Source organism: Streptococcus sp. sy004, assembly GCF_007859205.1.
GTDB lineage: Bacteria > Bacillota > Bacilli > Lactobacillales > Streptococcaceae > Streptococcus.
Genome location: NZ_VOHP01000007.1, coordinates 1 through 18,749, shown reverse-complemented (window position 1 = coordinate 18,749; position 18,749 = coordinate 1). Strand labels below are relative to the sequence as shown.

General features: G+C 38.6%; 27 protein-coding genes. All 27 read left to right on the top strand.

The window, feature by feature from the left end:
• Position 1: 1 nt before the first annotated feature.
• The 27 genes from rplP to FRX54_RS05775 all read left to right on the top strand — a co-directional run bounded on the left by rplP (position 2) and on the right by FRX54_RS05775 (position 18,551).
• Positions 2 to 415 carry a 50S ribosomal protein L16 gene (gene rplP / locus FRX54_RS05905; protein WP_146462045.1) on the top strand — a complete coding sequence of 138 codons (414 nt, stop codon included), beginning with the start codon at positions 2 to 4 and terminating at the stop codon, positions 413 to 415.
• A gap of 9 nt (positions 416 to 424) precedes the next feature.
• On the top strand, positions 425 to 631 hold the full coding sequence (gene rpmC / locus FRX54_RS05900) for a 50S ribosomal protein L29 (RefSeq protein WP_146462043.1): 207 nt from the start codon (positions 425 to 427) through the stop codon (positions 629 to 631).
• Between the two features lie 26 nt (positions 632 to 657).
• Positions 658 to 918 (top strand): 30S ribosomal protein S17, encoded by a 261-nt coding sequence (gene rpsQ / locus FRX54_RS05895; protein WP_002885836.1) that lies wholly within the window; start codon positions 658 to 660, stop codon positions 916 to 918.
• A gap of 24 nt (positions 919 to 942) precedes the next feature.
• A complete protein-coding gene (gene rplN, locus FRX54_RS05890) occupies positions 943 to 1,311 on the top strand; it encodes a 50S ribosomal protein L14 (protein ID WP_146462041.1) in 369 nt (122 codons plus the stop codon).
• 74 nt (positions 1,312 to 1,385) lie between these two features.
• Complete coding sequence (gene rplX / locus FRX54_RS05885; RefSeq protein ID WP_146462039.1) at positions 1,386 to 1,691, top strand: 50S ribosomal protein L24; 306 nt, start codon at positions 1,386 to 1,388, stop codon at positions 1,689 to 1,691.
• Positions 1,692 to 1,714: 23 nt separating this feature from the next.
• A complete protein-coding gene (gene rplE, locus FRX54_RS05880) occupies positions 1,715 to 2,257 on the top strand; it encodes a 50S ribosomal protein L5 (RefSeq protein ID WP_146462036.1) in 543 nt (180 codons plus the stop codon).
• A gap of 17 nt (positions 2,258 to 2,274) precedes the next feature.
• Positions 2,275 to 2,460, top strand: a complete 186-nt coding sequence (locus FRX54_RS05875; protein ID WP_001085697.1) for a type Z 30S ribosomal protein S14 — start codon at positions 2,275 to 2,277, stop codon at positions 2,458 to 2,460.
• Positions 2,461 to 2,531: 71 nt separating this feature from the next.
• The gene (gene rpsH, locus FRX54_RS05870) at positions 2,532 to 2,930 is read left to right on the top strand and encodes a 30S ribosomal protein S8 (protein ID WP_146462034.1); all 399 of its coding nucleotides are present in this window, start codon (positions 2,532 to 2,534) and stop codon (positions 2,928 to 2,930) included.
• Positions 2,931 to 2,995: 65 nt separating this feature from the next.
• On the top strand, positions 2,996 to 3,532 hold the full coding sequence (gene rplF, locus FRX54_RS05865; protein ID WP_146462033.1) for a 50S ribosomal protein L6: 537 nt from the start codon (positions 2,996 to 2,998) through the stop codon (positions 3,530 to 3,532).
• A gap of 103 nt (positions 3,533 to 3,635) precedes the next feature.
• Entirely contained in the window at positions 3,636 to 3,992 is a 357-nt protein-coding gene (rplR, locus tag FRX54_RS05860; protein WP_146462030.1) for a 50S ribosomal protein L18, read from the top strand.
• Positions 3,993 to 4,010: 18 nt separating this feature from the next.
• The gene (gene rpsE / locus FRX54_RS05855; protein WP_146462028.1) at positions 4,011 to 4,505 is read left to right on the top strand and encodes a 30S ribosomal protein S5; all 495 of its coding nucleotides are present in this window, start codon (positions 4,011 to 4,013) and stop codon (positions 4,503 to 4,505) included.
• A 14-nt stretch (positions 4,506 to 4,519) separates the two neighbouring features.
• Entirely contained in the window at positions 4,520 to 4,702 is a 183-nt protein-coding gene (rpmD, locus tag FRX54_RS05850) for a 50S ribosomal protein L30 (RefSeq protein WP_146462026.1), read from the top strand.
• 145 nt (positions 4,703 to 4,847) lie between these two features.
• Positions 4,848 to 5,288, top strand: a complete 441-nt coding sequence (gene rplO / locus FRX54_RS05845) for a 50S ribosomal protein L15 (protein ID WP_146462024.1) — start codon at positions 4,848 to 4,850, stop codon at positions 5,286 to 5,288.
• Between the two features lie 16 nt (positions 5,289 to 5,304).
• Positions 5,305 to 6,606 (top strand): preprotein translocase subunit SecY, encoded by a 1,302-nt coding sequence (gene secY, locus FRX54_RS05840; RefSeq protein ID WP_146462022.1) that lies wholly within the window; start codon positions 5,305 to 5,307, stop codon positions 6,604 to 6,606.
• Positions 6,607 to 6,743: 137 nt separating this feature from the next.
• Positions 6,744 to 7,400, top strand: a complete 657-nt coding sequence (locus FRX54_RS05835; RefSeq protein WP_146462020.1) for an adenylate kinase — start codon at positions 6,744 to 6,746, stop codon at positions 7,398 to 7,400.
• Between the two features lie 116 nt (positions 7,401 to 7,516).
• Complete coding sequence (gene infA, locus FRX54_RS05830; RefSeq protein ID WP_146462018.1) at positions 7,517 to 7,735, top strand: translation initiation factor IF-1; 219 nt, start codon at positions 7,517 to 7,519, stop codon at positions 7,733 to 7,735.
• A 24-nt stretch (positions 7,736 to 7,759) separates the two neighbouring features.
• On the top strand, positions 7,760 to 7,876 hold the full coding sequence (rpmJ, locus tag FRX54_RS05825; RefSeq protein ID WP_146462016.1) for a 50S ribosomal protein L36: 117 nt from the start codon (positions 7,760 to 7,762) through the stop codon (positions 7,874 to 7,876).
• Positions 7,877 to 7,893: 17 nt separating this feature from the next.
• Positions 7,894 to 8,259: a 30S ribosomal protein S13 gene (gene rpsM / locus FRX54_RS05820; RefSeq protein WP_146462014.1), complete on the top strand. Its 366-nt coding sequence runs from the start codon at positions 7,894 to 7,896 to the stop codon at positions 8,257 to 8,259.
• Positions 8,260 to 8,276: 17 nt separating this feature from the next.
• Positions 8,277 to 8,660, top strand: a complete 384-nt coding sequence (rpsK, locus tag FRX54_RS05815) for a 30S ribosomal protein S11 (RefSeq protein ID WP_002887520.1) — start codon at positions 8,277 to 8,279, stop codon at positions 8,658 to 8,660.
• Positions 8,661 to 8,710: 50 nt separating this feature from the next.
• Positions 8,711 to 9,652: a DNA-directed RNA polymerase subunit alpha gene (locus FRX54_RS05810; RefSeq protein WP_146462012.1), complete on the top strand. Its 942-nt coding sequence runs from the start codon at positions 8,711 to 8,713 to the stop codon at positions 9,650 to 9,652.
• A 14-nt stretch (positions 9,653 to 9,666) separates the two neighbouring features.
• On the top strand, positions 9,667 to 10,053 hold the full coding sequence (gene rplQ / locus FRX54_RS05805) for a 50S ribosomal protein L17 (RefSeq protein WP_146462010.1): 387 nt from the start codon (positions 9,667 to 9,669) through the stop codon (positions 10,051 to 10,053).
• Positions 10,054 to 10,275: 222 nt separating this feature from the next.
• Positions 10,276 to 11,544: a glutamate-cysteine ligase family protein gene (locus FRX54_RS05800; protein ID WP_146462008.1), complete on the top strand. Its 1,269-nt coding sequence runs from the start codon at positions 10,276 to 10,278 to the stop codon at positions 11,542 to 11,544.
• Between the two features lie 86 nt (positions 11,545 to 11,630).
• Positions 11,631 to 12,944 carry an FAD-dependent oxidoreductase gene (locus FRX54_RS05795; protein ID WP_146462006.1) on the top strand — a complete coding sequence of 438 codons (1,314 nt, stop codon included), beginning with the start codon at positions 11,631 to 11,633 and terminating at the stop codon, positions 12,942 to 12,944.
• A complete protein-coding gene (locus tag FRX54_RS05790; RefSeq protein WP_146462004.1) occupies positions 12,944 to 14,383 on the top strand; it encodes a helix-turn-helix domain-containing protein in 1,440 nt (479 codons plus the stop codon). The genes FRX54_RS05795 and FRX54_RS05790 overlap by 1 nt, the downstream gene beginning before the upstream one ends.
• Before the next feature lie 112 nt (positions 14,384 to 14,495).
• Complete coding sequence (glpK, locus tag FRX54_RS05785; RefSeq protein WP_146462002.1) at positions 14,496 to 15,995, top strand: glycerol kinase GlpK; 1,500 nt, start codon at positions 14,496 to 14,498, stop codon at positions 15,993 to 15,995.
• Between the two features lie 9 nt (positions 15,996 to 16,004).
• Positions 16,005 to 17,828: a type 1 glycerol-3-phosphate oxidase gene (gene glpO, locus FRX54_RS05780; protein ID WP_146462000.1), complete on the top strand. Its 1,824-nt coding sequence runs from the start codon at positions 16,005 to 16,007 to the stop codon at positions 17,826 to 17,828.
• A 21-nt stretch (positions 17,829 to 17,849) separates the two neighbouring features.
• Complete coding sequence (locus tag FRX54_RS05775; RefSeq protein ID WP_146462124.1) at positions 17,850 to 18,551, top strand: MIP/aquaporin family protein; 702 nt, start codon at positions 17,850 to 17,852, stop codon at positions 18,549 to 18,551.
• The last annotated feature ends 198 nt before the right edge of the window (positions 18,552 to 18,749 follow it).

Here is an 18,749-nt window from a genome sequence, read left to right as displayed (position 1 = left end):
AATGTTAGTACCTAAACGTGTTAAACACCGTCGCGAATTCCGTGGAAAAATGCGCGGTGAAGCTAAAGGTGGTAAACAAGTTGACTTTGGAGAATTTGGTCTTCAAGCAACAACAAGCCACTGGATTACTAACCGCCAAATCGAAGCTGCCCGTATCGCTATGACGCGTTACATGAAACGTGGTGGTAAAGTTTGGATCAAGATCTTCCCACATAAATCATACACCGCTAAAGCTATCGGGGTACGTATGGGATCTGGTAAAGGGGCACCTGAAGGTTGGGTAGCACCAGTTAAACGTGGTAAAGTAATGTTTGAAGTTGCAGGGGTTTCTGAAGAAATCGCTCGTGAAGCACTTCGTCTTGCAAGCCACAAATTGCCAGTAAAATGCAAATTCGTAAAACGTGAAGCAGAATAAGGAGAAGACATGAAACTTAAAGAAATTAAAGATTTTGTTAAAGAGCTTCGTGGCTTGTCTCAAGAAGAGCTTGCTAAAAAAGAAAACGAACTCAAAAAAGAATTGTTTGACCTTCGTTTCCAAGCAGCAGCAGGCCAACTTGATAAAACTGCACGTTTGGACGAAGTTAAAAAACAAATTGCACGTGTTAAAACTGTGCAATCTGAAATGAAATAATAGATTGGGAAAGGAGTATTCTAATAATGGAACGTAATCAACGTAAAACCCTTGTTGGACGTGTTGTATCTGACAAAATGGATAAAACCATCACAGTTGTAGTAGAAACAAAACGTAACCACCCAGTCTATGGTAAACGTATCAACTACTCTAAAAAATACAAAGCACATGATGAAAACAATGTCGCTAAAGAAGGCGATATCGTACGTATCATGGAAACTCGCCCACTTTCAGCTACAAAACGCTTCCGTCTTGTAGAAGTTGTGGAAGAAGCTGTTATTATCTAATAAAACTAAAAGGAGACAATTGAGATGATTCAACAAGAAACTCGCTTAAAAGTTGCTGATAATAGCGGTGCTCGTGAAATCTTGACTATCAAAGTTCTTGGTGGTTCAGGACGTAAATTTGCTAACATCGGCGATGTTATCGTTGCTTCTGTAAAACAAGCAACACCAGGTGGAGCAGTTAAAAAAGGTGATGTTGTCAAAGCTGTTATTGTTCGTACAAAAACAGGTGCTCGTCGTCCAGACGGTTCATACATCAAATTTGATGACAATGCTGCGGTTATTATCCGTGAAGATAAAAACCCACGTGGTACTCGTATCTTTGGCCCAGTTGCACGTGAATTGCGTGACGGTGGTTACATGAAGATTGTATCACTTGCTCCAGAAGTACTTTAATCAAAAACAAACTCAGTCCCCTGTCTGTTAAGGCAGGGTGCCCTTAGGGCGTAAGAAAATATCAGGAGAAAATCATGTTTGTAAAAAAAGGCGACAAAGTTCGCGTAATTGCTGGTAAGGACAAAGGTGTTGAAGCTGTTGTTCTTAAAGCACTTCCAAAAGTAAATAAAGTTGTTGTCGAAGGTGTGGCTATGGTTAAGAAACATCAAAAACCAAATAGCGTAAACCCTCAAGGAGCTATTGTAGAGCAAGAAGCAGCAATCCACGCTTCAAATGTTCAAGTATTGGACAAAAACGGTGTTGCTGGTCGTGTAGGCTACAAGTTTGTTGACGGCAAAAAAGTTCGTTACAACAAAAAATCAGGCGAAGTGCTTGACTAATCACGAAGGAAAGGAGAAGTATAATGGCTAATCGCTTAAAAGAAAAATACACTAATGAAGTTGTCCCTGCTTTGACAGAGAAATTCAACTACACTTCTGTAATGGCTGTACCAAAAGTTGAGAAAATCGTTCTTAACATGGGTGTTGGTGATGCTGTATCAAATGCTAAAAACTTAGAAAAAGCTGCAGCTGAATTGGCACTTATCTCTGGTCAAAAACCATTGATCACTAAAGCTAAGAAATCAATCGCCGGCTTCCGTCTTCGTGAAGGTGTTGCCATCGGTGCTAAAGTTACCCTTCGTGGTGAGCGTATGTATGAATTCTTGGATAAATTGGTATCAGTTTCATTGCCACGTGTTCGTGACTTCCATGGGGTTCCAACAAAATCATTTGACGGACGTGGTAACTACACACTAGGTGTTAAAGAACAACTTATCTTCCCAGAAATCAACTTCGATGATGTTGATAAAGTTCGTGGTATGGATATTGTTATCGTTACTACTGCAAATACTGACGAAGAGTCACGCGAATTGCTTAAAGGCCTTGGTATGCCTTTTGCAAAATAACATAGGAGGTAAATATAATGGCTAAAAAATCTATGATTGCTAAGAACAAGCGTCCAGCTAAGTTCTCTACGCAAGCTTACACTCGTTGCGAGAAATGTGGCCGTCCACACTCAGTTTATCGCAAATTCAAACTTTGCCGTGTTTGCTTCCGTGAGTTAGCATACAAAGGTCAAATCCCAGGCGTTACTAAAGCGTCTTGGTAAGAATATGCCATCAGGCAAATATTAACTAGCAAGTGAACTATTCAAACTACTAGTATAGGAGAAAATAAATCATGGTTATGACAGACCCAATTGCAGATTTTTTAACACGCATTCGTAATGCTAATCAAGCAAAACATGAAGTGTTAGAAGTTCCTGCTTCAAATATTAAAAAAGGGATTGCTGAAATCCTTAAACGTGAAGGTTTTGTAAAAAACGTTGAAGTTGTTGAAGATGACAAACAAGGTGTTATTCGTGTATTCTTGAAATATGGACAAAACGGAGAACGTGTTATCACAAACTTGAAACGTGTTTCTAAACCAGGTCTTCGTGTTTACGCTAAACATGAAGAACTACCAAAAGTCCTTAACGGACTTGGTATTGCAATCGTTTCAACATCAGAAGGTCTTTTGACAGATAAAGAAGCTCGTCAAAAGAACGTTGGTGGAGAAGTTGTTGCTTACGTTTGGTAATAAACGCTACCCCGTGAAAACTAGTCCATATTGGGCTTGATAATTTAACAGGAGAAAATAAAAATATGTCACGTATTGGTAATAAAGTGATTACATTGCCTGCTGGTGTTGAAATCAGCAACAATGACAATGTGGTTACTGTTAAAGGACCTAAAGGTGAGCTTACTCGTGAGTTCAACAAAAACATTGAAATTAAAATTGAAGGAACAGAAGTAACCCTTCATCGTCCAAATGATTCTAAAGAAATGAAAACAATCCATGGAACATCTCGTGCAAACTTGAACAACATGGTTGTGGGTGTTTCTGAAGGATTCAAAAAAGAACTTGAAATGCGTGGTGTCGGTTACCGTGCTCAACTTCAAGGTAACAAACTTGTCCTTTCAGTTGGTAAATCTCACCAAGATGAAGTAGTGGCACCAGAAGGTGTTACATTTGAAGTACCTTCTCCAACAACAATTAATGTTTTTGGAATCAACAAGGAAGTTGTTGGTCAAACAGCAGCTTATGTTCGTAGCCTTCGTTCACCAGAACCATACAAAGGTAAAGGTATTCGCTACGTTGGTGAATTCGTTCGCCGTAAAGAAGGTAAAACAGGTAAATAATCGTATAGGAGTTTTGTTGCAAGCTGTTTATCAGCTTGCAACAACTTACTATCGACAGCACAGCATTTGCCCTTGGGCAAAATATATTTAAGAGGTGAAAATTGTGATTTCGAAACCAGATAAAAACAAAATCCGCCACAAACGTCATAAACGCGTTCGCGGCAAACTTTCTGGAACTGCTGACCGCCCACGTTTGAACGTTTTCCGTTCTAATACAGGCATCTACGCTCAAGTAATTGATGACGTAGCGGGTGTAACGCTCGCAAGTGCATCAACTCTTGACAAAGAAGTTTCAAAAGGAACTAAAACTGAACAAGCCGTTGTTGTCGGCAAACTTGTTGCTGAACGTGCAGTAGCTAAAGGTATTTCTGAAGTGGTGTTTGACCGCGGTGGATATCTCTATCACGGACGTGTTAAAGCGTTGGCTGATGCAGCTCGTGAAAACGGATTGAAATTCTAATAGGGAGGACACTTAATAATGGCATTTAAAGATAATGCAGTTGAACTTGAAGAGCGCGTAGTTGGGATTAACCGCGTTACTAAGGTTGTTAAAGGTGGACGTCGTCTTCGTTTTGCAGCCCTTGTAGTTGTTGGTGATCGTAACGGTCGTGTTGGTTTCGGTACAGGTAAAGCTCAAGAAGTACCAGAAGCAATTCGCAAAGCAGTTGAAGACGCTAAGAAAAACTTAATCGAAGTTCCAATGGTTGGTACAACAATTCCTCACGAAGTACACTCAGAATTTGGTGGTGCTCGTGTCTTGATGAAACCAGCTGTTGAGGGTGCTGGAGTTGCCGCAGGTGGTGCTGTTCGTGCCGTTGTGGAATTGGCAGGTATTGCTGATATTACTTCAAAATCTCTTGGTTCAAACACACCAATCAACATTGTTCGTGCAACTGTTGAAGGTTTGAAACAATTGAAACGTGCAGAAGAAGTTGCTGCTCTTCGTGGCATTTCAGTTTCTGACTTGGCATAAGAAAGGAGATTCACATGGCTCAAATTAAAATTACTTTGACTAAGTCTCCAATCGGTCGTATCCCTGCACAACGTAAAACAGTTGTTGCTCTTGGACTTGGTAAATTGAATAGCTCAGTTGTTAAAGAAGACAACCCAGCAATTCGTGGTATGATTAACACAGTATCTCATTTGGTTACTGTTGAAGAAGTGAACTAAGCTAGTTTACGGATTAAATTAAGTTAATAAAGAGATGGGTTGGGCAGAGTCTCAACCTTATCTTGCAAAAAAATAAGCGAGTTGAGGTTTGGGGTTCCTTCCCCAAACAATCAGCGCTAGCAATGATATTTAAGGAGAAAATTAAATGAAACTTCATGAACTTAAACCTGCAGAAGGTTCTCGTAAAACTCGTAACCGTGTTGGTCGTGGAACATCATCAGGTAATGGTAAAACTTCTGGTCGTGGTCAAAAAGGTCAAAAAGCTCGTAGTGGCGGTGGCGTTCGTCTAGGTTTTGAAGGTGGACAAACACCGTTGTTCCGTCGTTTGCCAAAACGTGGATTCACTAACGTTAATACAAAAGAGTATGCTTTGGTTAACCTTGATCAATTGAATGTCTTTGAAGATGGTACAGAAGTAACACCAGTTGTTCTTAAGGAAGCAGGAATTGTTCGTGCTGAAAAATCAGGTGTGAAAATTCTTGGAAATGGTGAGTTGACTAAGAAATTGACTGTCAAAGCAGCTAAATTCTCAAAATCTGCTGAAGCAGCAATCACTGCAAAAGGTGGTTCAGTAGAAGTCATCTAATTGAGGAGGACGACTAATGTTCTTTAAGTTACTCAAGGATGCTTTACGGATTAAAAATCTCCGTAAAAAAATTCTATTTACCATTTTTATTATTTTTGTATTTCGTTTAGGGACGCATATCACGGTTCCTGGCATTAATGCCCAAAGTTTGGCTCAGCTAAGTGATTTGCCCTTTTTGAACATGTTTAATTTGGTTAGTGGTAATGCTATGAAAAACTTTTCAGTATTTTCAATGGGAGTTAGTCCTTTCATTACCGCATCCATCGTTGTTCAGCTCTTACAAATGGACATTATGCCTAAATTTGTTGAGTGGGGTAAGCAAGGTGAAGTTGGTCGTCGTAAGTTGAATCAAGCGACTCGCTATATTGCTTTGGTACTTGCCTTTATTCAATCAGTAGGTATCACCGCAGGTTTTAACAGCTTGTCTGGAGCAGCTTTGGTGAAAAATCCGAATATGCAAACCTATCTCTTGATTGGTTCAATTCTAACAGCAGGTAGTGTGATTGTTACTTGGTTAGGTGAGCAAATTACAGATAAGGGGTACGGTAATGGGGTGTCAATGATTATCTTCTCAGGTATTGTTTCATCTTTACCAGGTGCAATTAGTGCAATTTATGAAGATTATTTTGTCAATGTTCGCTCAAGTGATATTAAAAACTCGCTTATTTATGTAGGAATTTTAGTCTTGGCCGTTCTGTTGGTTGTTTTCTTTACGACCTTTATTCAACAAGCGGAGTATAAGATTCCGATTCAATACACTAAATTAGCTCAGGGTGCGTCTTCAAACTCTTACTTGCCTTTGAAAGTTAATCCAGCAGGAGTTATTCCGGTTATCTTTGCTAGTTCGATCACTAGCATTCCAAGTACAATTTTACCATTTCTTGGAGGAACAGACCGACCGTGGTTAACGACTTTACAGAGCTTATTTGATTTTAGAACGCCTGTAGGAATGCTAGTCTATGCTGTTCTGATTATCCTGTTTTCATTCTTTTACACTTTTGTTCAGGTTAATCCAGAAAAAACAGCAGAAAACTTGCAAAAGAGTTCAGCTTATATTATCGGGGTTCGTCCAGGGCCTGAAACAGAAAAATATATGTCTGGTCTTTTGAAACGTTTAGCAACTATTGGTTCGATTTTCTTGGCTTTTATTGCCCTCAGTCCGATTGTGGCTCAACAAATTTTTGGTCTATCTTCGGGCTTGGCTTTAGGGGGAACCAGTCTGTTAATCCTAATTTCGACAGGTATTGATGGTATGAAACAACTTGAAGGTTATCTCTTGAAGCGTAAGTATGTAGGCTTTATGAATACATCAAAATAAAAATGTTAAACAAAATAGGATGGGAAACTATCTAAATAGGGATTGTTAGGAGGCTATCCACAATCCCTTCTATTTTGTTTTTTAATAAGTCTGTCAAATGTGGCAGCTTTATTTGAAAACAAAATAAGGAGAGAAACATGAATCTTTTAATCATGGGCTTACCAGGTGCTGGTAAAGGAACGCAAGCAGCTAAGATGGTTGAACAATTTAACCTAATCCATATTTCAACAGGTGATATGTTCCGTGCAGCTATGGCAAATCAAACAGAGATGGGGAAGCTAGCCAAATCATATATTGATGCAGGTAATCTTGTTCCAGATGAAGTGACAAATGGTATTGTCAAAGAACGTTTAGCACAAGCAGATGTTGCTGAAAATGGTTTCTTGTTGGACGGTTATCCACGAACAATTGAACAAGCTCAGGCCTTAGATAAAACCTTGTTAGAGTTGGGCTTGACGCTGGATGGTGTGATTAACATTGAGATTGATCCAAGTATTTTGGTAGATCGTCTAAGTGGTCGCTACATGTGTCGTCCTTGTGGTGCGACCTATCATAAGGTTTTCAACCCAACTAAGGTGGAAAATGTTTGTGATACTTGTGGAGCAAGTGAGTTCTACCAACGTGAAGATGACAAGCCAGAAACGGTTAAAAATCGCTTAGAAGTCAATATTGCTCAAGGTGAGCCAATTATTGCTCATTATCGTGAGCTTGGCTTGGTATCAGATATTGAAGGCGATCAAGAAATCGCAAATGTTTTTGCTGATATTGAAAAAGCAGTTGATTCAATCAAGTAATTAGTGATTTTCACTTGCATATCTAAAAGAATCATGCTAAAATAGTCTAGTCTGACTATAATTGTTACCTCTCTATGGAGAGGGCATCAAATCGAAATTTAAAGGGGGACTTTTGTGTGGCAAAAGAAGATGTGATTGAAATTGAAGGTAAGGTTATTGAAACCATGCCTAACGCCATGTTTACCGTTGAATTGGAAAATGGGCATCAAATTTTAGCAACAGTATCAGGGAAAATCCGCAAGAATTATATTCGTATTTTAGTGGGTGATCGCGTAACTGTTGAGTTGAGTCCGTACGATTTGACACGTGGACGCATCACATACCGCTTTAAATAACGAAATAATTGGAGGGATTAAAACATGAAGGTAAGACCATCGGTTAAACCAATTTGCGAATATTGCAAAGTTATTCGTCGTCACGGTCGTGTTATGGTAATTTGTCCAACAAATCCAAAACACAAACAACGTCAAGGATAAAATAGAAAGGAGAAGATATGGCTCGTATTGCTGGAGTTGACATTCCAAATGATAAACGCGTAGTGATTTCATTGACTTATGTTTATGGTATCGGACTTGCAACATCTAAAAAAATCTTGGCAGCAGCTGGAATTTCAGAAGATGTTCGTGTAAAAGATTTGACACCAGATCAAGAAGATGCAATCCGTCGTGAAGTGGATGCGATCAAGGTTGAAGGTGACCTTCGTCGTGAAGTAACTTTGAACATTAAACGTTTGATGGAAATCGGTTCATACCGTGGAATCCGTCACCGTCGTGGACTTCCTGTCCGTGGACAAAACACTAAAAACAACGCTCGCACTCGTAAAGGTAAAGCTGTTGCGATTGCAGGTAAGAAAAAATAAAATAGGAGGTAAAAAAATTGGCTAAACCAACACGTAAACGTCGTGTGAAAAAGAATATCGAGTCTGGTATTGCACATATTCACGCTACATTTAACAACACAATTGTTATGATTACAGATGTGCATGGTAATGCAGTTGCATGGTCTTCAGCTGGTGCACTTGGTTTCAAAGGTTCACGTAAATCAACACCATTTGCAGCTCAAATGGCGTCGGAAGCAGCAGCTAAATCTGCACAAGAACATGGTTTGAAAACAGTTGAAGTAACTGTAAAAGGCCCTGGTTCAGGTCGTGAGTCAGCTATTCGTGCTCTTGCAGCGGCAGGTCTTGAAGTGACTGCTATCCGCGATGTGACTCCTGTGCCACATAATGGTGCTCGTCCTCCAAAACGTCGTCGTGTGTAATCATAATTAAACCTAATACACAAGATTCGTTTGTCGAGGGAGTATAGAAAATGATTGAGTTTGAAAAACCAATAATAACAAAAATTGATGAAAATAAAGATTATGGCAAGTTTGTCATCGAGCCCTTGGAACGTGGTTATGGTACAACTTTAGGTAATTCACTTCGTCGTGTCTTGTTGTCATCTTTACCAGGTGCAGCAATTACATCAATCAAAATTGATGGCGTTTTACATGAGTTTGATACAGTACCAGGTGTTCGTGAAGACGTGATGCAAATTATCCTTAATATTAAAGGACTTGCTGTAAAATCTTACGTCCAAGACGAAAAAGTGATTGAACTTGATGTTCAAGGTCCAGCAGAAGTAACTGCCGGAGATATCTTGACAGATAGTGATATTGAGATTGTTAATCCAGATCATTATCTTTTTACCATTGCAGAAGGAGCTAGTTTCAAAGCTAGTATGACTGTGGCAACTGACCGTGGTTATGTTCCTGCTGAGATGAATAAAAAAGAACATGCTCCGATTGGCACTTTGGCAGTAGATTCAATCTATACGCCAGTTAAGAAAGTTAATTATCAAGTTGAACCAGCTCGCGTTGGTAGCAATGATGGTTTTGATAAATTGACTATCGAAATTATGACAAATGGAACAATCATTCCGGAAGACGCCCTTGGTTTATCTGCTCGTGTTTTAATGGAGCATCTTAATCTCTTTACTAATCTGACTGAAGTGGCTATGAATGCTGATGTGATGAAAGAGACTGAAAAAACCAATGACGACAAAGTACTTGAACGTACGATTGAGGAACTTGATTTATCTGTTCGTTCATATAACTGTTTGAAACGTGCAGGAATCAATACTGTACTTGATTTAACAGAAAAATCTGAACCTGAAATGATGAAGGTTCGTAACTTAGGTCGTAAGAGTCTTGATGAAGTTAAGATTAAATTGACTGAACTAGGACTCAGCCTTAGAAACGATAAAAAATAATAGAGGAGGACAAAATGGCTTACCGTAAACTAGGACGCACTAGCTCACAACGTAAAGCAATGCTTCGCGATTTGACAACTGATCTTTTGATTAACGAATCAATCGTGACAACTGAAGCTCGTGCTAAAGAAATCCGTAAAACAGTTGAAAAAATGATTACTCTTGGTAAACGTGGTGATTTGCATGCTCGTCGTCAAGCAGCAGCTTTTGTACGTAACGAAATTGCAGCTGAAAACTATGATGAAGCAACAGATACTTACACATCTACAACTGCGCTTCAAAAACTTTTCTCAGAGATTGCTCCGCGTTATGCTGAACGCAATGGTGGATACACTCGTATTCTTAAAACAGAACCACGTCGTGGTGATGCTGCACCAATGGCAATCATTGAATTAGTATAATATCATCAATTTTGTTGAGTGTTATGATGTTGGAGACTTGTCTCTTAGTCTAGCTCTGGTCAACCGCTGAGCTTTTGCTCAGCGGGAACACTCATCATATAGAATTGAGCTTAACGCTTGTTTACGAAATATCTCTAATTTAGAAATATGTCGTAAGCAGGCGTTTTACTTTTTTCAAAAATTTGATATAATAGTGAGAAAATTATAAAAGAGGTAAAGTTGATGACTAGACCTGAAATAGAGCTTTTGAAAAAAGCCTACTTGGAGCATTTGAAAGATAATCCAAAACTTTATCTTGGAATTGAGTTAGAGTTTCCGATTGTTAATCTGAGTAGTCAAGCTACGGATATTCAAGTAACAAAAAAATTATTGGTTCATCTGGCAGATTGTTTGGGTTTTGACATTATTCAAAGAGATGTTAACGGCAACCCAATCCAGCTCTTAGATTCTGTTAGTCAGGATCAAATATTATTTGAGGTTTCTTACAATATTTTAGAAATTGCCTTTGGACGTTCAGAGGCGATACAGCAGGTGGAAGAACGTTTCCAGCAATACATGAAGGTGATTCAAGGTTTTTTAAGAAAACATCATCATGCTTTACAGGGGCAAGGTATTCATCCAAGCTGGGAAATAAATGATAATCGTTCGGTTGACACACCACGTTATCAAATGCTAACACAATATTTAAGTATGTCTAGTTGTTATCCACAACAAAATTTTCATCCTTATAGAGATTATGGTGGCTTTATTTGTGGCAGTCAAGTCCAATTAGATGTTTCAAAGACTAATTATTTGCGAGTGCTAAATGCTTTTAATCAACTTGAAGCCGTCAAGGCCTACTTATTTGCTAATTCATCGTTTATTCATGAGGGGTTGCAACTGTCACTGGCAAGAGATTATTTTTGGGAAGCGTCTATGCATGGTTTTTTCAAGGAAAATATTGGTCTTTATCCACAATCTTTTCAATCTGAGCATGATTTTCTTAATTATCTCAGCCAATCAAGTTTATTCTATGTGATGCGCGAGGGAGAAATCTACTATTTTCCACAAATTCAAGTTAAAGATTACTTACATCAAAAATATATTGACGTCTTTGATTTGACAGGAAAAAAACATCAGATAAAACCGTTACCAGAGGATTTGGAGCATCATCGTAGTTATCACTATCAACTCCTAATTCGACGTGGCACAGTTGAGTTTCGAAGTGTTTGTTGTCAATCTTTTAATCGAACTTTTGCATCGGCTGCTTTTCATCTAGGTCTTTTGGTTAACTTAGATCAGTTGGAGCAGATTTTAGATGAACACCAAAAATCAATTTCACAGGTGAAAAGTTTACGAACCAAGGTAGCTAATAATAACTTGGATTCTCAAGAAGAATCCAACTTGAAAGCTTTTGCTCTGAGATTGCTGCAATGTGCTAGGGAAGGGTTAGTGATAAGAGGAAACCAAGAAGAGTCGTATTTGACTACGTTAATAGATCCTTTAATATAATAAGTCCTGAGAGGGACTTGTTTTTTATTTCTTTATTTTTATATGACATTCTGATATAGTTAAAGTGAAAGAAGGTGGGAGAAACTATGGTTCAAATTGTGATAATTGGAGGTTCTTTTGCAGGAATTGCTGCAGCTTTAAAAGCAAAAGAACTATATCCTAAAGCAGAGGTTAGTGTGATTGAACGTCAAGAAAAACTGGCCTATATGCCCAATTCTTTTAGTTGGTCTTTGAAAAATCAGATGGCTAGTGACAATCAAGAGTTTTTTAATAAGAAAGTTGTCGAAAATTCGGGAATCAAGTTGTACTTAGGACAGGAAGTTATCGATATTGATGCCAGTCATCAAAGGTTACTATTGGATAATGGTCATTGTCTTGTGTATGATCGTCTTATTTTGGCTATGGGTTCTCGTCAAATGTCAGACTATATCAAGGGAAGTCATTTGCCGGGTGTTTTATCTTGTAAGACCTATCAAGAAAGTCAAGAAGCTAAGACTTTATTGGCTAAAGCAGAACGAATTGCAGTTATTGGAGCTGGTCAGATTGGTATTGAAACCAGTGAAACTTGTTTGAAGCTAGGTAAAAAGGTCTATCTTTTTGAGGCACAGGAGAGTTTAGATTTTAATTTTTTTGATGCCGATTTTTTAAGTCCCATGTTAAACGATATGAAGAAGGCAGGGTTAAATCTGTTTTGTCAAGAACGCGTGCATACGATTGAGCAAGTTGATTCTGGCTTGAGATTGGTAACGGATTGTCAATCGGTAACTGTTGACTTGATTTTATTATGTGCCGGTTTCCGTCCTAATAGTACTTTAGTTAAGCAGTTGCCCATTTTATCACCTGATCAAACCATTGAAGTCGATACCTATTTAAGAACAGCCATACCAGAAATTTTCGCAGTTGGTGATTTAATTCGAGTTCCTTTGTTGTCAGAAAATAATTTGGTCTATCGGCCTTTAATCAATACAGCTTTGAAAACAGGGAGTTTAGCGGCTTATAATTTGTGGGAATCTACTTATAGCTTGCCACTCTCTACTCAATTGGTCGCCCATAAACAGTATGGTTGGTATCGAGCAGCCTTGGGCTTGACAGCAGAAGAGGCTATTTTTGAACAAGACATCGCTTGTATTGATTACCAAGCTTCCTTTTCTTCTCATGTGACTGATCAGATTTTTATTAGATTAGTTGTGGCAAAAGAAACAGGTCGTCTTTTGGGAGCACAAGCTCTTTCTAAACAAAATTGTTTAACCTTATTTCAACCTTTGGTATTGGCAATGGCAGAGCAAAAAACAGACGAAGATTTGGTCTTTCAAGATTTTCTGTTTAGCTTAGGACAGACTGAGCTATTTTATCATCTTCATCAAATTATGCTAAAAAGTTTAGTGGAACGGAGGAGCTAATGCAAATTGTTGACTTAATGGAAAAAGCAGATGCTGGTAGTTATCGTATGCTATGTCATTTGAGAAATTGTGCAGCACCATTGACCCTCAAGGAGTTATCACAAGCAGTATCTTTATCAAAATCAACCATTCGTAAGTACATTGACAGTTTTCACGAGCAAGTTTTACTGGATACGCTAGCCATCCACATCACTTTAAAAGAAGATTATTGTCAACTTGAGTTACCAGTCAATTTAGAGTGGTCAGAGTTATTGAACTCTTTTTTAACGCGTTCGATTAAATATCAAATCATCAATTATTTATTGGAACAGAATAGTTTTAGTATTCAAGAATTATGCCAGACCTTGTCAATTAGTGAGGCGACTCTACATCGTCATTTGGCAGGCTTGAACGAGCTTTTAGCCGAATTTAATTTGAATATTTCTAACGGTCACTGGCAAGGTTCAGAACATCAGATTAGATATTTCTACTGGTTGCTATATTCACAAACTTGGTCGTTAAGTAAACAACAAATCATATCAAGCTCAGTTACCATCCAAAGAGAAGTCCAACTGATTGAACGTTTGTGTCAGTCTAGTTTGACTGCTGAAGCAAAGCAAGATTTAAGTTTGTGGTTTTATATTAGCCATAAGCGTTGGCCAGGTGGTAAAAAAGATAGTCGTGTGTTAACAAATCTTCTGATTCCTTATCAGCAGAATATATTTTTTCAACGATTGGAAAAGGCTTGTCTGCGTTATTTTAGTCGCTATGCTGTGGAATTAGATCAAGTTGAAGCTTACTCCTTATTTGCCTTTCTTGTTTCCAAGGGAATACTTCCTCGCCATAACATGAATTTTTTACTAGGCTTTGGAGGACCCGTGGTTGACCAATTAACTAAATTGATTCACTGTCTAAGAAAGGAAGAAATTTGTGGTTGGCCCTTGCCAGATGTCGTTAATGATGTTTTAAGCCAACTGTTGCACCAAGCTTATTTTTTCAAGGGAAGTTTGTGGTTGTTTACCCAAGAGTATGATGTAAATCAGTCTTATTTTATTTCTCTTATTAAGCCAAGTCATCTCCAACTGGCGCAAGAATTTTTTCCAGATGATGAAGGACAAAGAGAAGAAGTCTTGTGTTATCGTTGGCATTTCTTGGCCTTGCTAGCATATTTAACCAAGCCAGTTCAAAAAGTTTATCGTTTAGGACTGGCCCTAACGGGTGATTCACTTATGCTTGACTTAGTTAAGTTGGTGCTGAAAGAGGAATTGGCTAGTTTTCCTTATCTGGATGTCTTGTCTTATGAAAAAGATCAGGTCTATGATGGTCTAGTAGTTAGTTCAACTTTTTGTGAATCTGTCCCTTATCCAATTTATCGTTTGCCTGCTACATTTCAGTCAGCAGATCGAGAAAAAATTGCTTATTGGTTGCAAGAAGAAGTGACAAAGAAAAGAAGTTTGTGAAAATCTATCAATATTTTTTAATGTCTTTAAAAAAGATGATAGCTTGCGCTTTTCTTTTTTTGATAAAATGAAAGCGTAAACAATAAATCACATGAAACAAGGAGGGTTTCAGATGACTGAAGAAAAATACATTATGGCAATTGACCAAGGAACAACTAGTTCACGTGCTATTATCTTTAATAAAAAAGGTGAAAAGGTTAGTTCAAGTCAAAAAGAATTCACACAAATTTTCCCGCAAGCCGGTTGGGTAGAACATAATGCTAATGAAATTTGGAATTCTGTTCAGTCTGTTATTGCAGGTGCTTTTATTGAAAGTGGTGTTAAACCATCACAAATTGAAGCGATTGGAATTACTAACCAGCGTGAAACGACAGTAGTTTGGGATAAGGAAACGGGCCTACCAATTTATAATGCGATTGTTTGGCAATCTCGTCAAACAGCTCATCTAGCTGACCAGTTGAAAAAAGACGGCTATGAAGAACTATTTCATAAAAAAACAGGGTTGGTCATTGACGCCTACTTCTCTGCTACCAAGGTTCGTTGGATTTTAGACCATGTAGAAGGTGCTCAAGAACGTGCTGAAAAAGGTGAGTTACTTTTTGGTACGATTGATACTTGGTTGGTTTGGAAATTAACAGATGGCAAATCTCATGTGACGGATTATTCAAATGCAGCACGAACAATGCTGTATAACATCGAAGAACTTAAATGGGATGATGAGATTCTGGAAATTCTTAATATTCCTAAAGCTATGTTGCCTGAAGTGAAATCAAATTCAGAAATTTATGGTCACACAGCACCATTCCACTTCTATGGCGGTGAAGTGCCAATCTCAGGTATGGCAGGGGATCAACAAGCAGCCCTATTTGGTCAGCTTGCTTTTGAACCAGGTATGGTTAAAAATACCTATGGCACAGGTTCTTTCATCGTGATGAATACTGGCGAGAAAATGCAGATTTCTGAAAATAAACTGTTGACCACAATTGGTTATGGCATCAACGGCAAGGTTTATTATGCTTTGGAAGGTTCAATCTTTATTGCAGGAAGTGTAGTGCAATGGTTGCGTGATGGTTTGCGAATGGTGAGTGCTTCACCAGAGTCAGAAGGCTTAGCTCGTTCATCAAGCAGTGACGATGAAGTTTATGTCGTACCAGCCTTCACTGGATTGGGTGCTCCGTATTGGAATTCAGACGCACGCGGCTCAGTCTTTGGCCTAACTCGTGGAACAAGTAAGGAAGATTTTGTCAAAGCAACCTTGCAATCAATCGCTTATCAAGTCCGTGATGTTATTGATACCATGCGTGTGGATTCTGGTATTGACATTCAAGTGCTTAAAGTTGATGGTGGTGCAGCCATGAATAGTTTCTTGATGCAATTCCAGTCTGATATTTTGGGTATTGATATTGCGCGTGCTAAGAATTTGGAAACAACAGCTTTAGGTGCGGCATTCCTAGCAGGTTTGGCTGTTGGGTATTGGAAAGATATGGAAGAATTGAAAGCCCTTAATGAAACAGGCGAACTCTTTACACCAAGTATGAATGATTCACGCAAAGAACAGCTGTATAATGGATGGAAAAAAGCAGTTAAAGCGACTCAAGTTTTTGCAGAATAGGAGAAGCCTATGGAATTTTCAAAAACAACACGTCAATTATCCCTAAAAAAAATGCAAGAGCGAACTCTAGACCTATTGATTATCGGTGGAGGGATTACCGGTGCTGGCTTAGCTTTGCAAGCAGCAGCTAGTGGTTTGGACACAGGTCTGTTGGAAATGCAAGATTTTGCTCAAGGAACAAGTAGTCGTTCAACCAAACTTGTTCACGGAGGTCTGCGTTACCTAAAACAATTTGATGTTGAAGTGGTGGCAGATACGGTTTCTGAACGAGCAGTGGTGCAACGCATCGCCCCACATATTCCTAAACCGGATCCTATGCTTTTGCCAGTTTATGAAGAGGAAGGCTCAACATTTAGTTTGTTCCGTCTTAAAGTTGCCATGGATCTTTATGATTTATTAGCAAATGTGAATAATACTCCTCTTGCTAATAAGGTGCTTAGTCGCGAAGAAGTGTTAGAACGTGTGCCTCATTTGAAAAAAGAAGGTTTATTGGGAGGCGGTGTTTATCTCGATTATCGTAATAATGACGCTCGTCTAGTTATTGAAAATATCAAGCGGGCTAATCGAGATGGTGCTTTGATTGCTAATCATGTTAAGGTAGAAGATTTCCTTTATGATGGCGATAAGGTCGTTGGTGTTGTCGCACGAGATTTATTAACAAATGAAACTTTAGAAGTGAAAGCTCGTTTGGTAATCAATACGACAGGACCTTGGAGTGATGAAGTCCGTAATCTATCTAAACAAGAAAAAGTCTATAAGATTCGTCCAACTAAAGGTGTGCATTTAGTTGTCGATCAAAGTCGTTTACAAGTGCCACAACCAATTTATTTTGACAGTGGGCTTAATGATGGTCGGATGATTTTTGTTCTTCCAAGGGAAGATAAGACCTACTTCGGAACAACAGACACTGATTATAAAGGTGACTTAGCTCACCCACAAGTGAGTCAAGAAGATGTAGATTATCTACTTGAAATTGTCAATAATCGTTTCCCAGAATCTCAATTGACCATGGACGATATTGAAAGTGCTTGGGCAGGTTTACGTCCGCTTCTATCTGGTAATAGTGCTTCTGATTATAATGGTGGTAACAGTGGCAAAATGACTGATGAGAGTTTTGATCAGTTAGTTGGAGCAGTTCAGGATTACCTAGCTCATGAAAAGACTAGAGAAGAAGTAGAAACAGTTGTCACTCGCTTGGAAGGTAGTTTATCAGAAAAAGCACTGGATCCATCAGCAGTTTCTCGTGGTTCAAGTTTGGAGCGTGATGCTAATGGTTTAATTACTCTCTCAGGTGGAAAAATCACGGACTATCGTAAGATGGCCAAAGGAGCAATGGAGTTGATTTTAGAATTGCTTGCCAATGAACAAGGTCGTCAGTTTAACTTGATTAACTCAGAAACCTATCCTGTTTCAGGGGGAGAACTCAATTCCAATAATGTCGAAAAAGAGCTAGAAGCCTATGCACAACTAGGTGTATTAAAGGGCCTTAGTCCAGAAGAAGCACGCTACCATGCTAATCTTTATGGTTCAAATGCACCAAAAGTTTATGCTTTAGCTGAAACAGTGAAACAAGCAAATGGTCTAACCTTGTCAGAAACCTTGTCTTTGCATTATGCCATGCGTCATGAAATGGCACTTAGTCCAGTGGATTTCTTCTTACGTCGAACAAATTACATGCTCTTCATGCGTGAAAAGATGACATCATTAGTCGCACCAGTCTTGGAGGAAATGGCTCGTTACTATGACTGGAGTGTAGAAGAAAAAGAAGCAATGGCAGCTGCATTAAATCAAGCTATTTCTGAAAATGATTTAGTTCATTTAAAAAATAAATAGAAACGGAGTGTATTGATGGGAATGGATGTATTTGGAGAATTTTTAGGAACAACCTTATTAGTTTTACTTGGTAACGGAGTTGTTGCAGGTGTCGTTCTACCAAAAACTAAAAATAATAATGCCGGTTGGATTGTTATTACAGCAGGTTGGGCATTTGCAGTTATGATTGCGGCTTATATCTCAGGGAATCTAGGGCCAGCTCATTTGAATCCTGCTGTTTCATTAGCATTTGCAGTTAAAGGTGATATCAGTTTTGGTACATTCTTCACCTATACTATTGTTCAAATGCTTGGCGCTATGCTAGGAACAACTCTAGTTTGGTTGATGCATAAACCTCATTACGAAGAAGCAAGTCAAGATCCAGCAGGTATGTTAGCAACTTTTGCTACAGGTCCAGCTATTAGAAGTACAGGTACGAATCTTCTCAGTGAAATCTTAGGAACATTTGTTTTAGTATTAGCTATTCTAAGTTTTGGATTCTATGATATGGTCAATGGTTTAGGGACTATTTGTGTAGCGTTCACTATTTGGGGATTAGGTTTATCTTTAGGAGGAACCACTGGTTATGCTCTTAATCCAGCGCGTGATTTAGGTCCTCGTTTGATGCATGCAATACTGCCACTTAAAGGAAAAGGTGATTCGGATTGGTCATATTCTTGGATTCCTGTAGTAGGTCCTCTTGTAGGGGCAGTATTAGCTGTACTTTTATATAATATGATGTAAACAAAAAACTCCTAAAATTTAGGAGTTTTTTCTAATCATGTTATTAAAAATAATGCTTTTAAATTTTTTTTTTAATTTTTTTTTGACAAAGTAGTTGACAGGGGATGTATAGTTTGATAGAATGTAATAGTTGTCGCCTGAGAGGTGACGTTAAGACCTTTGAGAACTGAATAAGACGAACCAAGTGCGGGTTATGAA